19 protein-coding genes are annotated in these 21,231 nt (G+C 66.0%); 12 read left to right on the top strand and 7 right to left on the bottom strand.

Translation table 11 applies throughout. The annotated features are described in order from the left end of the window. The first annotated feature begins 81 nt into the window (after window positions 1-81). Together putA and QXZ94_RS13590 are read left to right on the top strand one after the other, a co-directional pair. Window positions 82-3,717: a trifunctional transcriptional regulator/proline dehydrogenase/L-glutamate gamma-semialdehyde dehydrogenase gene (putA, locus tag QXZ94_RS13595; RefSeq protein ID WP_409998747.1), complete on the top strand. Its 3,636-nt coding sequence runs from the start codon at window positions 82-84 to the stop codon at window positions 3,715-3,717. Window positions 3,718-3,837: 120 nt separating this feature from the next. Then, window positions 3,838-5,085, top strand: coding sequence for an amidohydrolase family protein (locus QXZ94_RS13590; protein WP_315720828.1), 1,248 nt, complete (start codon window positions 3,838-3,840; stop codon window positions 5,083-5,085). A 41-nt stretch (window positions 5,086-5,126) separates the two neighbouring features. Here QXZ94_RS13590 and QXZ94_RS13585 read toward each other — a convergent pair whose 3' ends face one another. From QXZ94_RS13585 to QXZ94_RS13565, 5 genes are all read right to left on the bottom strand, one after another. Continuing rightward, the gene (locus QXZ94_RS13585; protein ID WP_315720827.1) at window positions 5,127-5,999 is read right to left on the bottom strand and encodes an ABC transporter ATP-binding protein; all 873 of its coding nucleotides are present in this window, start codon (window positions 5,997-5,999) and stop codon (window positions 5,127-5,129) included. Continuing rightward, complete coding sequence (locus QXZ94_RS13580) at window positions 5,996-6,883, bottom strand: ABC transporter permease (RefSeq protein WP_315720826.1); 888 nt, start codon at window positions 6,881-6,883, stop codon at window positions 5,996-5,998. Before QXZ94_RS13580 ends, QXZ94_RS13585 begins: the two co-directional genes overlap by 4 nt. After that, entirely contained in the window at window positions 6,880-8,295 is a 1,416-nt protein-coding gene (locus QXZ94_RS13575) for an ABC transporter substrate-binding protein (RefSeq protein WP_315720825.1), read from the bottom strand. The genes QXZ94_RS13580 and QXZ94_RS13575 overlap by 4 nt, the downstream gene beginning before the upstream one ends. A gap of 163 nt (window positions 8,296-8,458) precedes the next feature. Next, window positions 8,459-9,244, bottom strand: coding sequence for a Crp/Fnr family transcriptional regulator (locus QXZ94_RS13570; protein ID WP_315720824.1), 786 nt, complete (start codon window positions 9,242-9,244; stop codon window positions 8,459-8,461). A 72-nt stretch (window positions 9,245-9,316) separates the two neighbouring features. Next, window positions 9,317-9,610 (bottom strand): gamma-butyrobetaine hydroxylase-like domain-containing protein, encoded by a 294-nt coding sequence (locus QXZ94_RS13565; RefSeq protein ID WP_315720823.1) that lies wholly within the window; start codon window positions 9,608-9,610, stop codon window positions 9,317-9,319. A gap of 254 nt (window positions 9,611-9,864) precedes the next feature. Between QXZ94_RS13565 and QXZ94_RS13560 the strand changes: the two genes are divergently transcribed. The 4 genes from QXZ94_RS13560 (at window position 9,865) to QXZ94_RS13545 (ending at window position 13,728) form a co-directional block, all read left to right on the top strand. Next, window positions 9,865-10,638, top strand: coding sequence for a ferredoxin--NADP reductase (locus tag QXZ94_RS13560; RefSeq protein WP_315720822.1), 774 nt, complete (start codon window positions 9,865-9,867; stop codon window positions 10,636-10,638). A 112-nt stretch (window positions 10,639-10,750) separates the two neighbouring features. After that, entirely contained in the window at window positions 10,751-12,493 is a 1,743-nt protein-coding gene (locus QXZ94_RS13555) for a fumarate reductase/succinate dehydrogenase flavoprotein subunit (protein WP_315720821.1), read from the top strand. Window positions 12,494-12,514: 21 nt separating this feature from the next. Next, window positions 12,515-12,748: a ferredoxin family protein gene (locus tag QXZ94_RS13550; protein WP_006609939.1), complete on the top strand. Its 234-nt coding sequence runs from the start codon at window positions 12,515-12,517 to the stop codon at window positions 12,746-12,748. 2 nt (window positions 12,749-12,750) lie between these two features. After that, window positions 12,751-13,728, top strand: coding sequence for a HEAT repeat domain-containing protein (locus QXZ94_RS13545; RefSeq protein WP_315720820.1), 978 nt, complete (start codon window positions 12,751-12,753; stop codon window positions 13,726-13,728). A gap of 211 nt (window positions 13,729-13,939) precedes the next feature. On the opposite strand, the gene QXZ94_RS13540 is transcribed toward QXZ94_RS13545, so the two are convergent. Together QXZ94_RS13540 and QXZ94_RS13535 are read right to left on the bottom strand one after the other, a co-directional pair. Further along, the gene (locus tag QXZ94_RS13540) at window positions 13,940-14,764 is read right to left on the bottom strand and encodes an SDR family NAD(P)-dependent oxidoreductase (protein WP_315720819.1); all 825 of its coding nucleotides are present in this window, start codon (window positions 14,762-14,764) and stop codon (window positions 13,940-13,942) included. 21 nt (window positions 14,765-14,785) lie between these two features. Further along, on the bottom strand, window positions 14,786-15,619 hold the full coding sequence (locus tag QXZ94_RS13535) for a MurR/RpiR family transcriptional regulator (RefSeq protein ID WP_172113393.1): 834 nt from the start codon (window positions 15,617-15,619) through the stop codon (window positions 14,786-14,788). Window positions 15,620-15,799: 180 nt separating this feature from the next. Between QXZ94_RS13535 and QXZ94_RS13530 the strand changes: the two genes are divergently transcribed. From QXZ94_RS13530 to QXZ94_RS13505, 6 genes are all read left to right on the top strand, one after another. Next, window positions 15,800-17,044, top strand: a complete 1,245-nt coding sequence (locus tag QXZ94_RS13530) for an ABC transporter substrate-binding protein (protein ID WP_315720818.1) — start codon at window positions 15,800-15,802, stop codon at window positions 17,042-17,044. Window positions 17,045-17,146: 102 nt separating this feature from the next. Continuing rightward, complete coding sequence (locus QXZ94_RS13525; protein WP_172134360.1) at window positions 17,147-18,067, top strand: branched-chain amino acid ABC transporter permease; 921 nt, start codon at window positions 17,147-17,149, stop codon at window positions 18,065-18,067. A 3-nt stretch (window positions 18,068-18,070) separates the two neighbouring features. Then, window positions 18,071-19,114 carry a branched-chain amino acid ABC transporter permease gene (locus QXZ94_RS13520; protein WP_315720816.1) on the top strand — a complete coding sequence of 348 codons (1,044 nt, stop codon included), beginning with the start codon at window positions 18,071-18,073 and terminating at the stop codon, window positions 19,112-19,114. Continuing rightward, the gene (locus tag QXZ94_RS13515) at window positions 19,111-19,854 is read left to right on the top strand and encodes an ABC transporter ATP-binding protein (RefSeq protein ID WP_315720815.1); all 744 of its coding nucleotides are present in this window, start codon (window positions 19,111-19,113) and stop codon (window positions 19,852-19,854) included. Before QXZ94_RS13520 ends, QXZ94_RS13515 begins: the two co-directional genes overlap by 4 nt. Then, a complete protein-coding gene (locus QXZ94_RS13510; protein WP_315720814.1) occupies window positions 19,851-20,552 on the top strand; it encodes an ABC transporter ATP-binding protein in 702 nt (233 codons plus the stop codon). Before QXZ94_RS13515 ends, QXZ94_RS13510 begins: the two co-directional genes overlap by 4 nt. Further along, window positions 20,553-21,200 carry an ATP-binding cassette domain-containing protein gene (locus QXZ94_RS13505; protein WP_315720813.1) on the top strand — a complete coding sequence of 216 codons (648 nt, stop codon included), beginning with the start codon at window positions 20,553-20,555 and terminating at the stop codon, window positions 21,198-21,200. Window positions 21,201-21,231: the final 31 nt, after the last annotated feature.

The raw sequence follows: 21,231 nt of genomic DNA, 5'->3' as shown, positions 1-21,231 counted from the left end.
GAGGGGCGACGGGATTAGAGGAGCACCGACGCGGCAGTATCCGGTAGAATGAAGACGATCGATTCACTGGAGAACGTCCCCATGCCGTTTGCGCAGTTCGGTGCGCAGCTCCGGGTGCAGAGCGGGCTGCGTGCCGCGATCACCTCGGCCTATCGTCGCGCCGAACCCGAGTGCCTCGCGCCGCTGCTCGAGCTTGCGACCCTTGCCGAGGCACCATCGCAGCGGGCTGCCGCCCTGGCGCGGGATCTCGTTCAGCGGCTGCGCGGCAGGACGCGGTCGGGTGGGATCGAAGGCCTCATCCAGGAATATTCGTTGTCGAGCCAGGAGGGCGTCGGGCTCATGTGCCTGGCCGAGGCCTTGCTGCGGATCCCCGACGCGGCGACCCGCGACGCGCTGATCCGCGACAAGATCGCCACCGGCGACTGGCGCGCTCACATCGGGCACAGCCCGTCTCTGCTGGTGAACGCGGCGACCTGGGGTCTGATCGTGACCGGCAGGCTGACGGCTGCCGCCAGCGAGGAAAGTCTGGCGTCTGCCGTGACGCGGCTGATCGCACGCGGTGGCGAGCCGATCATCCGCAAGGGCGTGACGCTCGCCATGCGTCTGATGGGCGAGCAGTTCGTCGCAGGCCAGACGATTGCGGAGGCGCTGTCGAACGGCCAGCGCTGGGAGGGACACGGCTTCCGCTACTCCTACGACATGCTGGGCGAGGCGGCGACCACGGCGGACGACGCCACGCGCTACTTCGCCGCCTACGAAACCGCGATCCATGCGATCGGACGGCATTCGGCCGGGCGCGGCATCTATGAAGGGCCGGGCATCTCGATCAAGCTGTCGGCGCTGCATCCGCGCTACAGCCGCATCAAGCGCGACCGGGTGATGGCGGAGCTGCTGCCGCGCCTGAAGCAATTGGTAGGGCTCGCCAGGCGGTATGACATCGGTCTCAACATCGACGCCGAAGAGGCCGACCGTCTCGATCTGTCCCTCGATCTGCTCGAAGCGCTCTGCCTCGATCGCGACCTTGCCGGCTGGAACGGCATCGGCTTCGTCGTCCAGGCCTATCAGAAGCGCTGCGCCTTCGTCATCGACTGGCTCGTCGATCTTGCCCGCCGCTCGCAACGTCGATTGATGGTGCGGCTGGTCAAGGGCGCCTATTGGGACAGCGAGATCAAGCGTGCGCAGGTCGACGGTTTGAAGGACTTCCCGGTGTTCACGCGGAAGAGCCACACCGACGTGTCCTATCTCGCCTGCGCGCGCAAGCTGCTGGCGGCGCCCGACGCGGTGTTTCCGCAGTTTGCCACCCACAATGCACGAACCCTGGCGTCGATCGTCGAAATGGCGGGGCCGAATTTCTATCGTGGCCAATACGAGTTTCAATGTCTCCACGGCATGGGCGAGCCGCTCTACGAAGAGGTCGTCGGTTCTGACCGCCTCGACCGTCCGTGTCGCATCTACGCGCCGGTGGGATCGCATGAAACGCTGCTGGCCTATCTGGTGCGCCGGCTGCTGGAGAATGGCGCGAACACCTCCTTCGTCAATCGCATCGCCGATCCGGCGGTGTCCGTCGACGAACTGATCGCGGACCCGGTGGCGCTCGTGCGCTCCTCGCAGGCTCCGGGTGCACCCCATGACAAGATCCGTCATCCGCGACGGCTGTTCGGCGCCAGGCGACTGAACTCGGCTGGCCTCGATCTGTCCGACGAAGGCGAACTCGCGCGGCTCGGCGAAGCGCTCGCCGAGAGCGGGCGCCTCGCATGGCAAGCCATGCCGTCGATGGCGGAAGAGCACAAATGCCATCGCCTTGTTCGCAATCCTGCCGACCACGAGGACATCGTCGGCGAGGTCAGGGACGCGAGTCCATCCGACATCGCGGCCGCGCTGGCGCGGGCAGCCGACGCGGCCTCTGCCTGGGCGGCGACGCCCGCGCGTGCGCGCGTGGGATCTCTGCGTGCCGCCGCCGACGCCATGGAGGCGCGCAGCGCCGTTCTCATCGGTCTCATCGTGGGCGAAGCCGGCAAGACCTATGCCAACGCGATCGGCGAAGTCCGAGAGGCCGTCGATTTCCTGCGCTACTATGCGAGCGAGATCGAGAATGTCGCAGGCGACGACGCTTGCAACGCGCTCGGGCCCATCGTCTGCATCAGCCCGTGGAATTTTCCGCTCGCGATCTTCACCGGCCAGATCGCGGCGGCGCTCGCGGCCGGCAATCCGGTGCTGGCGAAGCCGGCCGAGGAGACACCGCTGATCGCCGCCGCGGCGGTCCGCATCCTCCATGAGGCCGGGGTGCCCACGGATGTCCTGCAATTGCTGCCGGGCGACGGCCGCGTCGGCGCGGCGCTGGTCGGCGATCACCGCGTGCAGGGCGTGATGTTCACGGGATCGACCGACGTCGCGCTACTGATCCAGAAGCAGCTCGCCGAGCGCCTCACCGTCCATGGACAGCCGGTGCCGCTGATCGCGGAGACCGGCGGCCAGAACGCGCTGGTCGTGGATTCCTCGGCGCTCGCCGAGCAGGTCGTCGGCGACGTCATCGCCTCGGCGTTCGACTCCGCCGGCCAGCGCTGCTCGGCGCTGCGCATCCTGTGCCTGCAGGAGGATGTCGCCGATCGCATCCTGTCGATGCTGCGCGGCGCGATGCGCGAGCTGGAACTCGGCAATCCCGCGTCGCTGTCGGTCGATGTCGGCCCTGTGATCAGCGGCGAGGCCCGCGACACGCTCGAGGCGCATGTCGCGACGATGCAGGCGCGCGGTCATGCCGTGGAGCGGCTGCCGCTGCCGCCGCAGGCGGCGCATGGCACGTTCGTCGCGCCGACAATCATCGAGATCGCCAGCATCTTCGATGTCGAGCGCGAGGTGTTCGGCCCCGTGCTCCACGTCCTGCGCTACCGTCGCGAGCAGCTCGCTGATCTCATCGAAGCGATCAACCTCACCGGTTATGGCCTGACCTTCGGCATCCATTCGCGGATCACGGAGACCATCGCGCGTGCGTCGAGCCGCAGCGCGGCCGGCAACATCTACGTCAACCGCAACGTCATCGGCGCCGTCGTCGGCGTGCAGCCGTTCGGCGGCTCCGGCCTGTCCGGAACGGGGCCGAAGGCCGGCGGCCCGCTGTATCTGCGCCGGCTGTTCGCGACGCCGCCGCGCCAGCGGCTCATGGCGTCGCAGCCCGACGCAGTCACGCGCTCTTACCTCGACGGGTTGCGCGCCAGCGGACATGCCGAGGCCGCGCTGGCGTGCGAGGCGCATGGGCCCCAGGTGTTGGCCGGCTTCGAGATCGAGCTGCCAGGTCCCGTCGGCGAGCAGAACATCTATCGCATCACCTCGCGCGGCGCCGTCGCTGCACTGGCGCGAAGCGAGCAGGCGCTGCTGATCCAGATCGGCGTCATTCTGATGACCGGCAACGACGCATTCGTCGAACGCGCCAACCCTGCTTGTGCCGTGTTGGGACCGCTCAGCAGCCAGTTGCGCGGCCGCCTGCGGATCGTCGACAGCTGGCGGGCGCTCCGCGATCTGCAGGCTGTGCTCGCCGAAGGCGAAACGGATGAATTGATTGCGCTCGGCCGCGACCTCGCCGCGCGCCCCGGGCCGATCATCCCGCTCGTCACGCCGCGCACCAGCGACGGCTGCTACGATCTCGACCGGCTGGTCACCGAGGTCAGTCTCTCCACCAACACCGCAGCTGCCGGCGGCAATGCCAGCCTGATGTCGATCGGCTGAGAAGACAGGTATGCCGTCCCGGGCTGGCTCGAAGCCGCAGGACAGGATAGGGGAGAACACCGTCATCGTCGGCCCGCTTCGCCCGCTGACGCACGCTTCGCTCCGATCGAGGACACCTTGATGTCGACCATCCTGTTCAAGAACGCCGCTCTGCTCGACCCGCTGCAGCCCGACCTGCTCGAAGGGCGGCACGTCCTGGTCGAAGGCAACCTGATCAAGGAGGTCTCGGACAAGCCACTGCAGGCGAGCGCCGACCAGACCATCGACCTCCAGGGCAAGACCCTGATGCCCGGCCTGATCGACCTGCACGTCCATGCGATCGCGGTCGAGCTCAACCTCGCCCAGCAGGTGCAGATGCCGAACGTGCTGGTCACCCTGCGCTCGGCGATTTTGCTGAAGGGCATGTTGCGCCGCGGCTTCACCACGGTGCGCGACGCCGGCGGCGCCGGCTATCCGCTCAAGCAGGCGGTCGAGACCGGCCTCACTGAAGGCCCGCGGCTGTTCGTCTCCGGCCGTGCGCTCAGCCAGACCGGCGGCCATGGCGACATGCGGGCGCGCACCGATTTCCTCTCCGACAACGCGCCCTGTCCCTGCTGCGTGCGCGTCGGCGCGCTGGCGAGGGTGGCCGACGGCGTCGACGGCGTGCGCAAGGCGGTGCGCGAGGAGCTCCAGATGGGCGCCGACCAGATCAAGATCATGGCGTCAGGCGGGGTGGCGTCGCCGACCGATCCGGTCGGCGCGTTCGGCTATTCCGAGGACGAGATCCGCGCCATCGTCGCCGAGGCGAGGGGACGCGGCACCTACGTGCTGGCGCACGCCTACACGGCGGAGGCGATCGCGCGCGCGGTGCGCTGCGGTGTGCGCACCATCGAGCATGGCAACCTCGTCGACCTGCCGACCGCCCGCCTGATGGCCGAGCACGGCGTCTACGTGATTCCGACGCTGGTCACCTATGAGGCGCTTGCCAATGAGGGTGCGCAATACGGCCTGCCGCCGGAGAGCGTCGCGAAGATCGCGGACGTGCGCGACGCCGGGTTGCGCTCGCTCGAGATCTATCGCGAAGCCGGCGTGAAGATGGGCTTCGGCAGCGACCTGCTGGGCCCGTCGCAGCGGCTGCAGAGCGACGAGTTTCGCATCCGCGCCGACATTCTCGGTCCCCGCGAGGCGATCGCCAGCGCCACCGTGATCGGCGCCGAGGTGCTGGGCATGGAAGGCAAGCTCGGCCGCATCGCGCCGGGCGCGATTGCGGATCTTCTCGTCGTCGACGGCAATCCGCTGCGCGACGTGTCTTGCCTGCTCGGCCAGGGCGATCACATCCCGCTGGTGATGAAGGCGGGCAAGATTCACATCGATCGGCGCGACTCCTGAACGGGCCCGTCAGGCGCCGCCTCAGAGAATGAGGCGCTGCCTCAGAGAATGTCGGCGATGGAATGGCCCTGCAGCTCGATGCTGAGGCCCTGCATGCCCAGATCGGTGATCTCGCCGCCCATCGCCTTCAGGCTTTCCTCGCGGATCAGCGACATCAGGCCACGGCGCAGCGCCAGGAACTCGGACGACATCATCATGGCCTGCTGTCGCGGCCGCTCCAGCGGAATCTGAATCTCGGCCTTGATCGAGCCGGGGCGCGCGGTCATGCAGTAGACGCGGTCCGACAGGAAAATCGCCTCGTCGATGTCGTGGGTGACGAACAGCACCGAGATCTTCAGCCGCTGCCACATGTTGGTGAGGATCTGCTGCATGATGATGCGCGTCTGCGCATCGAGCGCGCCGAACGGCTCGTCGAGCAGCAGCACCTTGGGGCCGGTGGCGAGGGCGCGCACGATGCCGACACGCTGCTTCATGCCGCCGGAAAGCCGCTCGGGATAGTGGTTCTCGAACGCCTCGAGGCCCGCGAGCCCCAGCAAGGTGCGCGCCGCGCGTGCGCGCTCGAATTTCGGGATGCCGCGCATCTTCAACCCGAACTCGACGTTCTCGCGCACCGTCTTCCACGGAAATAGCGAGTACTGCTGGAACACCATGCCGCGTTCGGCGCTCGGTCCGGTGACGGCGTTGCCGTCCACCGTGACGATGCCGCAGGTCGGCTTCAGGAAGCCCGCCACGGCATTGAGCAGTGTCGACTTGCCGCAGCCCGAGGGACCGACGATCGAGACGAACTCGCCGGGTGCGACATGGATCTGCGTGTCGGTGACGGCCTCGACGGCGCCGTCGATGGTCTCATAACTCAAGGCGAAGTTGCGGACCTCGATATGGCCTTGGCGGGTCTCCAATGCGGCGTGGCTCATCGTGACCTCCAGGGCATCACCAATTGTCCGGCGGCGCGGATCACGAGGCTCGAGCCGAGCCCGAGCACCCCGATCGCGATCATGCCGAGCGCGATGTCGGCATATTGAACCAGCGAGTACGCCTCCCAGGTGAAGTAGCCGATGCCGAACTGGCCCGAGATCATCTCGGCCGCGATCAGCGACACCCATGCGACGCCCATGCCGACGGTGAGGCCGGTGAAGATGTGCGGCAGCGACGCCGGGAAGTAGACCTCGCGAAAGATCGAGGTCTCGCGCGCGCCGAGGCATTTGGCGGCGCGCACGAGCACGGGATCGACCAGCGTCATGCCATGCAGCGTATTGACCAGGATCGGGAAGAACGAGCCGAGGAAGGTGATGAAGACGATGCTCTGCTCGTTGGTCGGCCACAGCATGATCGCCATCGGCACCCAGGCGATGGCGGGGATCGGGCGCAGCACCTCCGCGACCGGAAAGACGATCTCGTGCACCAGCTTGAAGCGGCCCATGATCAGACCGAGCGGAACGCCGACCAGTGCAGCCAGCGAGAACCCGATGAAGATCCGGCGGCAGCTGAGCAGGATGTGCATCAGGAATTTCGGATCGTGGATCGCCTTGGTGAAGCTCGCATAGACCGCCAGCGGCGCCGGCACGTTGGTGAACTTCACGAAGAAGACGACGCGGTAGGTCGTCAGCAGATGCCAGGCGATCAGGAACGCGATCAGCGAGGCGGTGCCGATCAGCAAGGCTCGCAGCCGGTCCTGATTGAGCCGGAACCAGCGCGCTGCGCGGGCGGAAAACTCCGGCCGGCTCGGCGGGATGGCGGCGCCAGGCGCGGTGACCGCCGCAGCCTGGTCGGGCGAGGTCATAAGGGCGGGGCTGCTCAAGTCTTGCCTCCCACCACTGCCAGCTTCACGGCCTCGTCTAGCCCCATCACCTTGCCGCCGATCTTCGCGGCGTAGGCCTCGGCGTCCTTCTTCAGCAGGAACGGCGCGATCTCGCCATTGGCGGCGGCGAAGAAGGCCTGGTCGGCGAACAGCTTGATGCCGCGCGCGGTGTCGAACACATAGGCGACGTTGATCTTCTTGCCCTTGGCCTTGAGGTCGGCATAGGCGCCCAGCGTGCAGGCCGCGCTGCTGAAGGCTGTGATGCCCTCGCCGTCGACCCAGACTTCGCCGGACTTGCGCGGCTCGGTGATCGGCTTGTTGCAGAACTTGTCCTCGCCGGAGACCTCATAGTTCGCGGTGCTGGCGAGCTCCTTGTCGTAGTCGAGCTTGAGCTCGGCATAGGCCTTGCGGATGTAGCTGTCGTCGACCCATTTCTTCGGATCGAACTCCTTCATGCGGCCGAGGCTCTGCAGCACCTTGACGTCGGTCGCCGCGGCATCGACCAGCGCCGGCTTGATCGTCGGATCCGTGGTCATGTTGCCGCCGGGGCCGAGGAAGATGTAGACGACCTCCTTGTTGATCCCGGTCCATTCCTGGATTTTTTCAGCCGCCGCTTTCGGATCCTGGCGCAGCCAACGGTTGGCGGCGATCACCGCCTTGATATAGGCAACGACGACCTCGGGGTATTTCTCGGCGAAGTCGGTGCGGACGACGACGCCGTGGAAGGTCGGCAGGTTGGTCTGGACGCCGTCGTAGATCTTCCGGGCGAAACCGCGGAACGGGAGCAGCTCGGCGAACGGCACGAAGTCGGCGTGGGCGTCGATCTTCTTCTCCTGCAGGTTGGTCGATCCGACCTCGGGCGTTTGGCTCACCAGCTGGAAGAAGTCCGCCGGATAGCCGCCGTCCTGAAGCGCCTTGAGGACCATGCCGTGCGCGGCCGAGCCGAAGGGGACACTGACGAGCTTGCCCTTGAGATCGGAGAGTTCGTAGTACGGCGAGTCCTTGTGAACGACGATGCCGTTGCCGGAGCCGGCGAGATTGTACGCGGCGACCGCGATCAGCCGGCTCTTGCTTTCGGGATTGTTCTCGAAGGTGAAGCCGTTCACGATCAGCGGGTAGTCGCCCATCATGCCGAATTGCAGCTTGTTCGCCATCATGCCGTTGGTGACGGGCGGACCGGAGGTGAAGTTCTGCCACTCGATCTCGAACTTGATGTTGGCGTATTTGCCGTCCTTGGGGAGATACTTCTCCAGCAGCTTGAGCTGCCGTACGATGGTGCCGGCGGTGACCGTGTTGGTCGTCGTATCCTGGGTCCCGATCCCGATCGTGACGGTCTCTGCTGCGACAGGCTGCGCCGCGATCAGGGACAGACAGGTGACGGACAGTAAGAGCGCGTGATGGCAGCGGACCATTCTCATCCCCGTTCGGTTGGATGGTTGATGGCGCCATGATGAAGGCCGCGTCCGCGAGCGCAAATCCGGAAGTCGGCAGCGGGTGGATTAGTTGCCGTCAAATCCCGGTTGCGTACTCCTTGGGCAATTTCGCACATGACAGCCGCTTGCATGAGCAGGCCGGCTAATCGGCGGCCTGACCGCGCATCTCTTCCAGGAGATCGGGCCGGCAGACCACGATCTGCGAGCGCCGGGTCTGGACGATGCGCTTCTCCTGCATCCGCTTGAGGCTGATCGTCACCCACTGCCGCGTCGCGCCGACCATGTGAGCGATGTCGGCATGGGTGAAGGCCGCGGCGATGACCTTTCCTTCGGGATCGTCGACGCCGTAGAGGTCGACCAGATGCAGCAGAAGATGCGCGAGCCGCTCGGTGATCGAACGTGTTCCCAGCATTTGCGCCAGCGCGGAGTAGCACTTCCCCTTGAAGCTCAGTCCTTCGATCAGCCCGATTGCGAGATTGGGGATCTCGGCGACCAGCGCTCGCAGCTCCTTGCCTGGCAGCTGAATCACGCTGGCATTGCTGGCGGCGACGCCCGACCATTGATGCACGCCGGTGTCGAACACCTCCGGGCCGCCGACGAAATTGCCGACATGCCAATAGGCCAGCGTGATCTCTCGGCCTTGCGGCGAGGTGTAGAACACCCGGATGCGGCCGCTCTCGACCAGGAAGATGCCGTCGTGCTTTGCGCCCTGGCTGAACAGCGTCTGGCCGCGGTTGAGCACCTTGCGGCGGCCCTGTTTGAGCACCTGCTCACGCTCGCGCAGGCTGAGCCTTTCGATCAGCGACGGTGGGCCGCCGATGGATTGCTGGCTCTCGGTGAGCAGAAGCGACGAGCTGGTCACCGCGCGCGCGGGTGGCAGGGGCGTGGGCACGGCGTCCGCAGCTGATTTGGCCGCCTGCAGCAACATGTCTTGCCTCCGCATTGATCACGCTGATCAGAAGCGGAGCAATGTTCGTGCCATCCGGCGCGGCGCTGCCGTTCAGGCCGCGGCCAGCTCCCGGAGGTATGATGTCGGATAAATGCCGCGATTGTGGCCGTCGGAAAACGCGATGTTCAGCCCGTAGCCGAGATCTCCGACCGCCACGATGGCGATGCCGGGGAACTGCGCCGGGAAGCGGCCGTCGAAGCGGGCGCGCTTGCAATGCGCGCACATGCAGGACAGGCGCAGCCGTTCGGCCGATATCACGGCAGGACCAGCGCCGCTCGTGCTCCGCAGCAGCAACGACGAAAGGTCCGCGCTGACCTCGCTGTCCGCGATTTCAACATCCGTCATGTTGCCTCCTGGTTGTGTCGTGGCCGCTGCCGAGAGGCTAGGCAAACGGAGCGAACCCACCCAGCAACTAATTGCCTCGGTGGTTCGATTCCCCGGCCGGATGCGTCGCCGCCGGACGATCGAGCGGTGGGGCGGAGAAAGTTTGCAACTAATCCACCGGCGTCGCGCGTTCGAAATTGCCGGACCGCGCCGTTTCCGCGAGATCGTGCTCAGCAACCGGAGACAAGGCGCGTGTCGCGCCGCAGGAGACGAGGATGAGCGCTTTTCAGAGCGAGACGGTGTTGTCGGTCCGGCATTGGACCGAGTCGCTGTTCAGCTTCACCGCCACGCGGGATCCCGGCTTCCGCTTCCAGAACGGGCAGTTCGCGATGATCGGGCTCGAGGTCGACGGCCGGCCGCTGATGCGCGCCTACAGCATGGCGAGCGCCAATCATGAGGAGGCGCTGGAATTCTTCAGCATCAAGGTGGCGGATGGACCGCTGACATCGCGGCTGCAGAAGATCAAGGAAGGTGACCGTATCCTGGTCGGGCGCAAGGCGACGGGAACCCTGATCGCGGGCAACCTCATTCCCGGCAGGCGGCTGCTGCTGCTGTCGACCGGAACGGGGCTGGCGCCGTTCGCCAGCCTGATCAAGGATCCCGACATCTACGACACCTATGAGACCATCGTGCTCGCTCATGGCTGCCGCCAGGTCTCGGAGCTCGCCTATGGCGAGCAGCTCGTCGAGGGCCTGCGCGGCCATGAATTCTTCGGCCCGCTGGTCCGGGACCGGCTGCTTTATTATCCGACCGTCACGCGTGAGCCGTTCCGCAACCGCGGCCGCATCACCGACCTGATCGCATCGGGGCAGATGTTCGCCGACATCGACGGGCCCGATCTCGATCTCGGGACCGATCGCGTCATGCTGTGCGGCAGCCCGGCGATGCTGGCCGAACTTCAGGCGATGCTGGAGGAGCGCGGCTTCACCGAGGGCAACCACAGCACGCCGGGCCATTTCGTGGTCGAGAAGGCGTTCGTCGAGCGTTGACCGGCCGGCGTGAAGAAACGCGCTCAGGCGACAACTAATTGCTATCGCCGGGTGCCCCCGCTGAACAAGTCTGATCCGGACCGGTGTGACGCCGGCCAAGCAGGAGCTTAGAATGGCAATGGATGAGATCGTCGACGGCCTCTCGGAGGTGTCCTGCGACGTGCTGGTGATCGGCGGCGGCACGGCCGGCCCGATGGCCGCCCTGAAGGCCAAGATGAAGAATCCCAAGGCGAACGTCGTTCTGCTGGAGAAGGCGAACGTCAAGCGCTCCGGCGCGATCTCGATGGGCATGGACGGCCTGAACAACGCCGTCATCCCCGGCTATGCGACCCCGGAGCAGTACACCAAGGAAATCACGATCGCCAATGACGGCATCGTCGACCAGAAGGCCGTCTATAAATACGCCCAGAGCTGCTACGGCATCATCGAGGAGCTGGACAGCTTCGGCATCCGCTTCCTCAAGAACGAGAACGGCGACTATGCCGTCAAGAAGGTGCACCACATCGGCACCTATGTGCTGCCGATGCCGAACGGCGAGACCGTGAAGAAGGCGCTGTACCGTCAGTTGCGCCGGGCGCGCATCCTGATCTCCAACCGCTACATGGCGACGCGCCTGCTGAAATCGAGCGACGGCCGCGTCGCCGGCGTCGTCAGCGTCAACACGCGCACAGCCGAGATCCTGGTGATCAAGGCCAAGGCCGTGATCCTGTGCATGGGCGCGGCCGGCCGGCTCGGGCTGCCGACCTCGGGCTACATGTTCGGCACCTATGAGAACGCCGCCAATTCCGGCGACGGCTACGCGATGGCCTATCACGCGGGTGCAGCGCTCGCCAATCTCGAATGCTTCCAGATCAATCCGCTGATCAAGGACTACAACGGTCCGGCGTGCGCCTATGTCGCCGGTCCCTTCGGCGCCTATACCGCCAACAACGAGGATCGCCGCTTCATCGAATGCGACTATTGGTCGGGCCAGATGATGCTGGAGTTCTACAACGAGCTGCTGTCGGGCAAAGGGCCGGTGTTCCTGCAGCTCAAGCACCTGCACGACAAGACCATCGAGGAGATCGAGCACACCCTGCACAAGGTCGAGCGGCCGACACGCGGACTGTTCCAGGAGGGAAGGGGCGTCGACTACCGCAAGGAGTCGATCGAGATGCACATCTCCGAGATCGGCTTCTGCTCCGGCCATAGCGCGTCGGGCGTGTTCGTCGACGACAACGCCCGCACCACCGTTCCCGGCCTCTACGCGGCCGGCGACATGGCGAGCGTGCCGCACAACTACATGCTGGGCGCGTTCACCAACGGCTCGTTCGCCGGGCTCGATGCGATGGAGTTCGCCGACAATCATGATTTCGGCGCGGTCGATGCCGGCGAGATCGCGCTGGAGCGCGAGCGCGTGATGGCGCCGACCAGGCGCGAGGACGGCATTCCGCCGAACCAGATCGAGTACAAGACGCGCAGACTGGTCAACGACTATCTGCAGCCGCCGAAGGTGACGCGGAAGTACGAGCTCGGTATGCGCCGGCTCGCCGAGGTCCGCGAAGACATGCAGGAGCGCATGATCGCGCGCAACGCGCATGAGCTGCTGCGTGCGCTGGAGGTGCAGTCGATCATGGATTGTGCGGATATGGCCGCCCATGCCTCGCTGTTCCGCGAGGAGAGCCGCTGGGGGCTCTATCACTGGCGCACCGATTTTCCGGACAAGGACAACGAGAACTGGTTCTGCCACACGCTGCTGAGCAAGCGGGACGGTCGCATGACCAGCGAGAAGCGCGCGGTGCAGCCTTATGTCGTGCCGATCGCGGACGACGAGAAGGACCTCTACGACAAGCAGCGCATCCGCGCCAGCGCCTGACGATCAGACGGAGAACGAGACATGCCTCTTGCCACCTATCAGACGTCGGTTCCGGTCGTCGTCGACGACGCCAAATGCATCGCCGACAAGGGCTGCACGGTGTGCGTCGACGTCTGCCCGCTCGACGTGCTCAGGATCAGCGACATGACCGGCAAGGCCTTCATGGCCTATGACGAGTGCTGGTACTGCATGCCCTGCGAGGCGGATTGCCCGACCGGCGCCGTCACCGTCAACATTCCCTATCTGCTGAGGTGATCATGTCGAGCCCGTTCGAATCCTATGACGATCTCGACGACGCCGACGAGCGGCTCGGCGCCGCCGATCCGGCGGAGCGGCGGGTTGCGATCATCGCGTTGGGACATTCCGGCGATCCGGCCGCCGTGGCGCATCTGGCGAAGATGGTCGCCGATCCCGACGCCGGCGTGCGCCAGCAGGTCGCGATGGCGCTCGGCGAGTTCGATGGACCGGAGGCGGCGGAGGCGCTGGTTCAACTGCTCGTCGATCCCGAGCGGATCGTCGCCGCGGCCGCTGCCGACAGCCTGGCCGAGTTCAAGGATCCCGCGTCGGCCGATGCCATCCTGCCGCTCGTGAAGCATGCCCATGCCTTCGTTCGCACGGGCGCGCTGCGCGCGCTGAAGGAGCTGCGGCGCAAGGATACGCTCAAGCCGGCGCTGGAGGCATTGCAGGATCCGGATGCCGCGGTCCGCGTGCAGGCGATCGGCGTCATCGGCTTCCTCAAGCTGGAAGAGTCAATTCCGGCGCTGACGGCGCTGATCGGCGATCCCGACGCGCATGTCCGGCGCGCCGCGGTCAGTGCGCTCGCGTTCTCGCACATGAGGATCGCGGCCGAGACCATCACCAGGGCGCTCGCGGATTCCGACTGGATGGTGCGCGAGATGGCGGCCGAGACGCTCGGCCTCAACGCCAATGGCGCGGTCGCGGCCGATCCGTTGATGGCATGCCTGGCGGATGAATTCTGGCAGGTGCGCCTGAAGGCGATCCGCAGCCTCGGGCGCATGAAGATCGCGCAGGCCGTGCGTCCGATCGGTCATTGCATTACCCACGAGCAGGCCAATCTGCGCAAGGAGGCAGCGGCCGCGCTCGGCGAGATCGCCGCGCCCGATGGCGAGCCATTCCTTGCGCTGGTCGCCAACGATCTCGATCCCGACGTGCGCAAGAACGCGCGATGGGCACTGCACCAGATCGCCGCGAGCAAGGCTCGGGCGGGGTCCTAGCCTTTCCGCGGTCCCATTCTGCGTAAGCAGGCAAGGGCCGCCACGGAGTTCCGTGGCGGTTGGCCTCGAGCAACGCCTGGCTCATTCGTTGGCCGGGCTTAAGAAATCCGAGAAGCCTCACGATTTGTCGTAGTCGACATCGACATTGCCCGCGGATGTCGAATCCAACGGGACGCCATTCGTAGGTTAGGGTAGGCGTGCCTCGCTCCTATCAGGCCGGCCAGCACTGAGTGCCGCCGTCGATGCGCAGCACTTGACCCGAAACGAATGCTCCCATCGGACCGGCGAAGAATTCGACGACGCGCGCGACCTCGTCGACAGCGGCGATGCGGTCGAGCGTGCCGGTCTCGACCAGACGGTTCGCGTCGACGGCGCGGGTGCCGAGGAAGCGGCCGGTGCGGGTATCGCCGGGCGCGATGCAGTTGACCGCGATGTCGTAGGGGCGGAGCTGATCGGCGAGGCAGCGCGTGTAGTGCGTCACGCCCGCCTTCGCCACCGCATAGATCGCGCTGTTGGTGCGGCCCTTGAACGCGGCGACCGAGCCCAGCGTGACGATGCGGCCGCGCCGACGCTCCATCATGCCGCGCGCGACGGCCTGGCAGGTCAGGATCGTCGAAAGCAGGTTGCGGTCCAGCACCGCGCGCACGTCGGCCTCCTTGATGTTGACGGCGTCGTTCGGGTCGGGTTTGCCGCCGCCGGACGCGATGTCGCCCCCGGCATTGTGGACGAGAATGTCGATCGGACCGAGGGCCGCCTCGGTTTCCGCGACCACTCTTGAAATGTCGGCGGCCTGGGTGAGGTCGCCCAGCGCGCGTACGGTGCGGGCGCCGAAGGTGTTGCCGATCTCCGCGGCGACGGCGGTCAGCGTGGTGCCCTCGCCGTATTCCGCCGGGCCATTCTCGCGCATGCCATGGATGGCGACGTCGGCGCCGAGCGCGGCCAGCTTCTCCGCAAAGGCGCGGCCCAGTCCGCGTCCCGCGCCCGTCACCAGCGCGACCCGGCCAGTCAGAATCTTCGTCGCCTCATGCGATGCCATGATCTTCTCCATTCACGAATGTCAGTCGACCGCGAGATCGAGGCCGATCGCCAGGGCCTGCACCAGGCACATCGGCGCCACCAGCGTGCGCAGCGCAGGTTCGGGCATATCCTGGATCTCGAACACGACGCTCGCACCTTCGGCGATGGGGCTCAGCAGGCTGTCGGTGATGGAAATGGTCGGCACCCCACGCCCGACGAGCTCAGCAAACAGCCGGGCCGTATCGGTATAGTAGTTGCGGAAGCTGATCGCGACCAGCGCATCGTCGCGCGTCGCCGCGTGCGACTGCTCGTGAATGCTGCCGCCGGTGCCGTCGAGCAGGACCACGCGCCGTCCCAGCTTGCGCAGCACGTAGGCGAGGTGGGTTGCGACCGGAAACGAGCCGCCGAGGCCGACCAGGTAGATGTCGCGCGCTTTGGCGAGGATCGCGGTCGCGGCGTCGAGCTCGCGCGCGTGCACGGACTGGCTCAGCGCCGCCAGCGCCGATTGCGCTTCCGAGACGAAGCGCGACAGCACCGCGGCCGGCTGTCGGCCGAGCACTGACTTCTCCTCGCTCTTCATCCGCGCAAGCCGCGCCTTGTAGCTTGGCGCCACCCCGGCGACGAGGCGCGAGCGGAATACCTGCTGCATCTCGGTGAAGCCGCCAAAGCCCAGGGCGTGCGCGAAGCGCACGATGGCAGACGGCGGCACGCCCGAGCGCTGGGCCACCTCTGCGACGGTCCCGAGTGCGACGTCCGTCGGGTGGTCGAGCACGAACTCCGCGATCTGCTGGAGGCGGCCGGAGAGAGTTCTATGACGCTGCGCGATCGCGCCGCGCAACTCGTCATAGTTCGTGGGGCCGGATGCCTTGTTCATCAATCGAATCTCCAGGTCGGTCCGCTCTCTAACGACATTTTGTCGCGTGGATCAAATATTCCACTTTACACATAAAATGAAATGAATATTCTGATCGCCAACAACAAGACACTTCACGGTCGGGAGGGAACGATGAAGAGGCGTCAGATTTCACGTCGAGGCGTTCTGAAGGGCAGTCTGATGACCGCCGTCATCGGCGGCAGCGGGAGTTTCTTTGGCCCGTGGCAGGCGAACCATGCCTGGGCGCAGGGCGCGAAGCCGATCAAGCTCGGCCTGACCTGCGATGCCAGCGGCCAGTACGGCAACAGCGGGCAGGATGATTTCCGCGGCATCAAGATGGCCATCGACGAGTTCAACGCCAAAGGCGGCGTGCTCGGTCGTCCGGTCACCTACATCACCGCCGATACCGAGACCACCCCGGCGACGGGCAGCCGTGTTGCCGAACGCTTCATCACCCGCGAGGACTGCACGATCCTCATTGGCGCGCTGCATTCCGGTGTCGCCAATGCGATCACCCAGGTCGCCAGCAAATACGGCGTGATCTACCTCAACACCAACTCCTCGGCGCCGAGCGAGGCAGGCGAGAACTGCTCGCGCGTCAAGTTCGTCTGGGACGGCAACGGCACCAATTTTTCCAAGGCGTCGGTCAAGAACGCGGTTGAGTCCATCGGCAAGAACTGGATGCTGCTGACCAACGACTATGTCTGGGGCCATACGACGTCGGCCGCCACCAAGGCGCAGGTCGAGGGGGCCGGCGGAAAGATCATCGATAATCTGCTGGTGCCTCAGAATACGCGCGACTTCACGGCCTATCTGCTGAAGATCCAGCAGGCCAAGCCGGATGTCGTTGCGACCGCGATCGGGGGCGACGACATCAAGGCACTGCGCGAGCAGGTGGCGCAGCTCAAGCTCGACGGCAAGCCGGCCTGGATCAACAATCAGCAGGACTGGCCGGACGTCTGGGGCGCGCCGGACAGCTTGTTTGGCGTGTTCGGAACGACTTGGTATCACAAGCTTCCGCTGCCGGGCGTCGCCGAGTTCGTCAAGAAGTGGCAGGCCGTCAACAAGGACGGCCCGATTCCGGTGCCCGGCAATGTGTCCTACAACGGCTACATGGCAACGCGCGAATTGCTGCGCGCCATCGAACGCGCCGGTTCGACCAACAACGTCAAGATCATCAAGGAGCTGGAGACCCTCAAGGTCTCCGCGACCGACCGCATGCAGCATTTCGACGCCTACATGGACCCGGCGACCCACCAGATGCAGCAGACGATCTATCTCGCACGGCGCAATGCCAAACCTGCCGACGCCACCGATCTGTACGAGATCATCAGCTGGACGGAGCCGAAATCGGCGGCCGACGATGCGGCGCCTGCCAAATGCAAGCTGATGCCCTATGAGCAGGTGCCGACGGTCGACTCCTGACGGCGGTTCGTCAAGTCGCAGAAGGCGGCGCGCCGCTCGCGCCGCCGGCCCGGGGCCAAGCGCACCGGGCGGGGACCATGCCAAGTTGCGAGACCACAATCCGTGTTCGACCTTCTTCCGCACCTCGTCAACGGGCTGACGCTCGGCCTGTTGTTCGCGCTGATCGCGCTCGGATTCATGCTCATCGTCGGGCTGATGGAGCAGATCAATCTGGCGCATGGCTCGCTGTTTGCCCTGGGAGCGTATGTCGCCATGCAGCTCACCGGGCCGCGCCCGCCGCTGCCGGCGGATGTCGCCAAAGTGTGGCTCGCGCTGCCGCTCGGCTGGCGCTACGCGGCGGCGCTGCTCGTCGCGCCCCTCGTCGTCAGCCTCGTCGGCATGGTCATCGAAGTCTGCATGCGGCGCACCTACGGCAAGGACCCGCTCTATGGCCTGCTGTTGACGTTCGGCGCGGCGATGGTGATCGAGGAACTCATCCGCCTTGTCTGGGGCACGCGCGACTATGTCCTGCAGGTGCCGTCCGCCGTCAACGGCGGCTTCCTGTTCGGCGACCTGATCTGGTCGAGCTATCGGTTCTACGCGGCCGGCATTGCGGCGGGGATCATCGGTCTGGTCTGGCTGCTGATCGAGAAGACCTCGTTCGGCGCGACCGTGAAGGCGGGCGCCCATGACAGCGAGATCGTACGCGCGCTCGGCATCAATCTGGCGCGGCTCCGGTTGCTGGTCTTCGTGTTCGGCACCATGCTCGCTGCGGTGGCGGGCATCATCGTCGCGCCGATCTGGGGCATTCGCCCGCATATGGGCGTCGATGCCGTCATCCCGGCGTTCCTCGTGATCGTGCTCGGCGGCGTCGGAAGCTTCTGGGGCGCCGTCGTGGCCGGCCTGCTGGTCGGGCTGTGCGTCGGTCTTGCCGGAGCCTACGCGTCCGAATGGTCGCTGCTGTCAATGTACATTCTGCTCGTTGCCGTCGTGACGTTCCGTGCGCGCGGCCTCTGGGGCAAGAAAAGCGTGCTCGAGGTGTAGGACATGACCGTGGGTTCGACCACCTCGTCCGATGCTGTGCGCCTCGTCACGCCGACGATGCTGCTGCTCTGGCTCGTGCTTGCAACGGTGCCGCTCTGGATTGCGCGGATCGGGTTGTATCCCTATCTCGGGATCGAGATCCTGATCTGGGCGCTCTATGCGCTGGCCTTCAATCTGGTGCTGGGCACCGCCGGATTGCCGTCGTTCGGGCACGGCGCGTATTTCGGCATCGGCGCCTACGCGTTCGGGATGTGCCAGTTCGATATCGTCGCCAATCTCTGGATCTGCCTCGCCGCCGCCGCGCTCGCCGCAGGGGTCGCCGGAGCGATCGTCGCGCTGTTCATCTCCCATCGCCGCGGCATCTACTACGCCTTCATGACGATCGCCTTCGGTCAGATCTTCTGGACGCTGTCGATCAAGTCGCACCGCATCACCGGCGGCGAGGATGGCCTGCTCAAGATCAGGCGGCTGCCGGCCGATTTCGGCGTGGTGTCGTTCGATCTCACCGACAATGTCGCGTTCTACTATTTCGTGCTCGCCGTCTTCGCGGTCGGCATCGTCGTGCTGTGGCGCCTGGTGCACTCGCCCTACGGCCGCGTGATCGCGGCGATCAAGCAGAGCGAGGTCCGCGCCGCCCATCTCGGATACAACGTGTGGCTCTACAAGGCCTCGGTCTTCACGCTGTCGGCCGCGCTGTCCGGCTTTGCCGGCGGCCTGTTCGCGATGGCGCAACTCGCCGCATTCCCGGATGTCATGAGCCTCCATCAGTCCGGCTACGTCGTGATGATGACGCTGGTCGGCGGCGGCCTCGTCAGTTTCTGGGGCCCGGTGATCGGCGTGCTGCTGTTTCTCACCGCACGCGACGTGATCGGCGCGTTCACCAATGCCTGGATGCTCTATTTCGGGCTGTTGTTCATGGCGATCGTGCTGTTCCGCCCCGAGGGCATCGCGGGGGCGATCGCAGCCGCCATGCAGCAGCATTCGTTGAATGCGCTGCGCCGACGCGGCAGCTCCGCCATGCGGCTGTTGTTCGGAGGCGGCCGATGAGCATGATCGAGGCCGCTGGCGTGCATGTCCGTTTCGGCGATCGCGTGGTGCTGGAAAGCGTCGACCTTGCCGTTGCCGAAGGCGAATTCCACGGCGTGATGGGACCGAACGGCGCTGGCAAGACCACCTTCTTCAACGTTCTGACGGGACGCGTGAAGCCTGACCGCGGATCGATCCGGCTCGGCGGCGAGGACGTCACCGGCCTGAGCCCGCATCGCATCGCCGCCAAGGGCATTGCCCGCTCGTTCCAGATCATGACGCTGTTCGACGAGTTCTCCGCCCGCGACAATGTCATGATGGGCTTGCCCGCGTTTCGCGCGCGCGGCCTCGACATGATCCGCGCGGCGGCGGGCGACCGCAGCCTCCTCGACCAGGCCTCCGGAGCGCTCGCAGCGGTCGGGCTTGCCGACAAAGGGGGCGTTCGCGCCAAGGATCTCTCCTATGGCGATCGTCGCGCGCTGGAGATCGCGGTCGCGCTGGCCCAGGCGCCACGGGTGCTCTGCCTGGACGAGCCGACCTCCGGCCTTGGCTCCGACGGCGTGCAGCGGCTCGCCGCCCTGGTCGCGCAGCTGAAGGGCAAGCTCACGATCGTCGCCATCGAGCATGACATGGAATTCCTGTTCTCGCTCGCCGACCGCATCTCGGTCATCCATTGGGGGCAGGTGGTGGCGCGCGGTACGCCGCAGGAGTTGCAGCGGAACGAATGGGTCCGCCGTTCGAACCTGGGAAAATTCGCGTGATCCTCGAGGTGGACGCGATCGACACCTACTATGGCGAGACCCAGGCGCTGTTCGGCGCCTCGCTCGCGATCGCGCACGCAAAGGTCTTTGCGCTGCTCGGGCCGAACGGCGCCGGCAAGACCACCATGCTCCGCTCGATCCTCGGGCTGACGCGACCGCGGCGCGGCGCGGTCCGGTTCGACGGCCGTGAGGTGACGCGCGAACAGACCCATGAGATCGCTCGCGCGGGCATCGGCTGGGTGCCCGACGACCGGCGGCTATGTCCAACCCTCTCGGTGGCGCGCAACCTCGCGATTGCGCAGAAGCGCACGCGCTTCCGGCGCTGGACCGTCAAGGAAGCGAGCGAGATCTTCTCGCCGCTCGCCTATCTGATGGAGCGCGACTGCGAAAACCTGTCGGGCGGTGAGATGCAGATGGTGGCGATCGCGCGTGCGCTGGTCGGCTCGCCAGGACTGGTGCTGTTCGACGAGCCGAGCCAGGGGCTTGCGCCAAAGATCGTCGGTGATGTGCTCGCGACCATCACCCGCATGAAGCAGGAAGGCATCGCATCGCTGGTGGTCGAGCAGAATGCGGAGATTGCGCTGTCGGTTGCCGACAATGCCGCCGTGCTCGACCGCGGCCGGATCGTCTGGACCGGCGAGGCGGCAGCGCTGCGCGATGACCGCTTGTTTCGGCAGCGCCTGCTGGGAGTGCATTGAATGTCCGCGCCTCTGCTCGTCCTCGATCGCGTCCGCAAGGTCTACACCAGCGGACGCGTTGTCCGCCGCCCGACCTTCACGCTCGACGCCGATCTGTCGCTGAACGAGTCGGGGATCGTCGGTGTTGTCGGCCCGAACGGGGCAGGCAAGACCACCCTGTTCGAAATGATGACGGGCTCGAACGCGCCGACCTCGGGCCGCGTGCTGGTCGGGGGCACCGATATCCATGCCGTCAAATATCGCGAGCGTGACCGGCTCGCGATCCACTATCACCAGTCCTATCAAGTCAGGCGCTTTCGCAAGCGGGTTCCGTCGGTGCTCCTGGCGCCGTCGCCCACGGCGACTCCGCTCGTGCATCTGTTCGACGAGCCGCAGTTCAATCTCCAGGACGGCTATATCGGCTTCATGCTCGACTTCTTCCGCAAGCTCGCAGGCGAGGGCCGGCTGGTGATCCTCTGCATGCATCCGACGGCCTCCTGGCATCTCGACATTCTCGCCGAGATCGCCGGCCGTTTTCTGTTCGTGGCCGGCGGTGGTGTCACCCCGGTGGCGGACTTCCGCTCGCTCGTCGCCGAACCGCGCTTCCGCCTCTACCTCGGACCGGAGATGACGCAGGCGGCGGATACGATTTGTCATGGCGCCGCTTGAAGCCGGCAACACGGAACGACAGGGAGAGTCC

The organism is Bradyrhizobium sp. SZCCHNS2022, assembly GCF_032377575.1.
Lineage (GTDB): Bacteria > Pseudomonadota > Alphaproteobacteria > Rhizobiales > Xanthobacteraceae > Bradyrhizobium > Bradyrhizobium aeschynomenes.
This window is presented reverse-complemented; position numbering and strand designations above follow the sequence as displayed.

What these genes read in the sequence shown, in the direction of transcription:
- putA (WP_409998747.1), top strand. Translation starts at nt 82, where the DNA reads ATGCCGTTTGCGCAGTTCGGTGCGCAGCTCCGGGTGCAGAGCGGGCTG.
- QXZ94_RS13590 (WP_315720828.1), top strand. Translation starts at nt 3,838, where the DNA reads ATGTCGACCATCCTGTTCAAGAACGCCGCTCTGCTCGACCCGCTGCAG.
- QXZ94_RS13585 (WP_315720827.1), bottom strand. Translation starts at nt 5,999, where the DNA reads ATGAGCCACGCCGCATTGGAGACCCGCCAAGGCCATATCGAGGTCCGC.
- QXZ94_RS13575 (WP_315720825.1), bottom strand. Translation starts at nt 8,295, where the DNA reads ATGGTCCGCTGCCATCACGCGCTCTTACTGTCCGTCACCTGTCTGTCC.
- QXZ94_RS13570 (WP_315720824.1), bottom strand. Translation starts at nt 9,244, where the DNA reads ATGTTGCTGCAGGCGGCCAAATCAGCTGCGGACGCCGTGCCCACGCCC.
- QXZ94_RS13565 (WP_315720823.1), bottom strand. Translation starts at nt 9,610, where the DNA reads ATGACGGATGTTGAAATCGCGGACAGCGAGGTCAGCGCGGACCTTTCG.
- QXZ94_RS13560 (WP_315720822.1), top strand. Translation starts at nt 9,865, where the DNA reads ATGAGCGCTTTTCAGAGCGAGACGGTGTTGTCGGTCCGGCATTGGACC.
- QXZ94_RS13555 (WP_315720821.1), top strand. Translation starts at nt 10,751, where the DNA reads ATGGCAATGGATGAGATCGTCGACGGCCTCTCGGAGGTGTCCTGCGAC.
- QXZ94_RS13550 (WP_006609939.1), top strand. Translation starts at nt 12,515, where the DNA reads ATGCCTCTTGCCACCTATCAGACGTCGGTTCCGGTCGTCGTCGACGAC.
- QXZ94_RS13545 (WP_315720820.1), top strand. Translation starts at nt 12,751, where the DNA reads ATGTCGAGCCCGTTCGAATCCTATGACGATCTCGACGACGCCGACGAG.
- QXZ94_RS13540 (WP_315720819.1), bottom strand. Translation starts at nt 14,764, where the DNA reads ATGGCATCGCATGAGGCGACGAAGATTCTGACTGGCCGGGTCGCGCTG.
- QXZ94_RS13535 (WP_172113393.1), bottom strand. Translation starts at nt 15,619, where the DNA reads ATGAACAAGGCATCCGGCCCCACGAACTATGACGAGTTGCGCGGCGCG.
- QXZ94_RS13530 (WP_315720818.1), top strand. Translation starts at nt 15,800, where the DNA reads ATGACCGCCGTCATCGGCGGCAGCGGGAGTTTCTTTGGCCCGTGGCAG.
- QXZ94_RS13520 (WP_315720816.1), top strand. Translation starts at nt 18,071, where the DNA reads ATGACCGTGGGTTCGACCACCTCGTCCGATGCTGTGCGCCTCGTCACG.
- QXZ94_RS13515 (WP_315720815.1), top strand. Translation starts at nt 19,111, where the DNA reads ATGAGCATGATCGAGGCCGCTGGCGTGCATGTCCGTTTCGGCGATCGC.
- QXZ94_RS13505 (WP_315720813.1), top strand. Translation starts at nt 20,553, where the DNA reads ATGTCCGCGCCTCTGCTCGTCCTCGATCGCGTCCGCAAGGTCTACACC.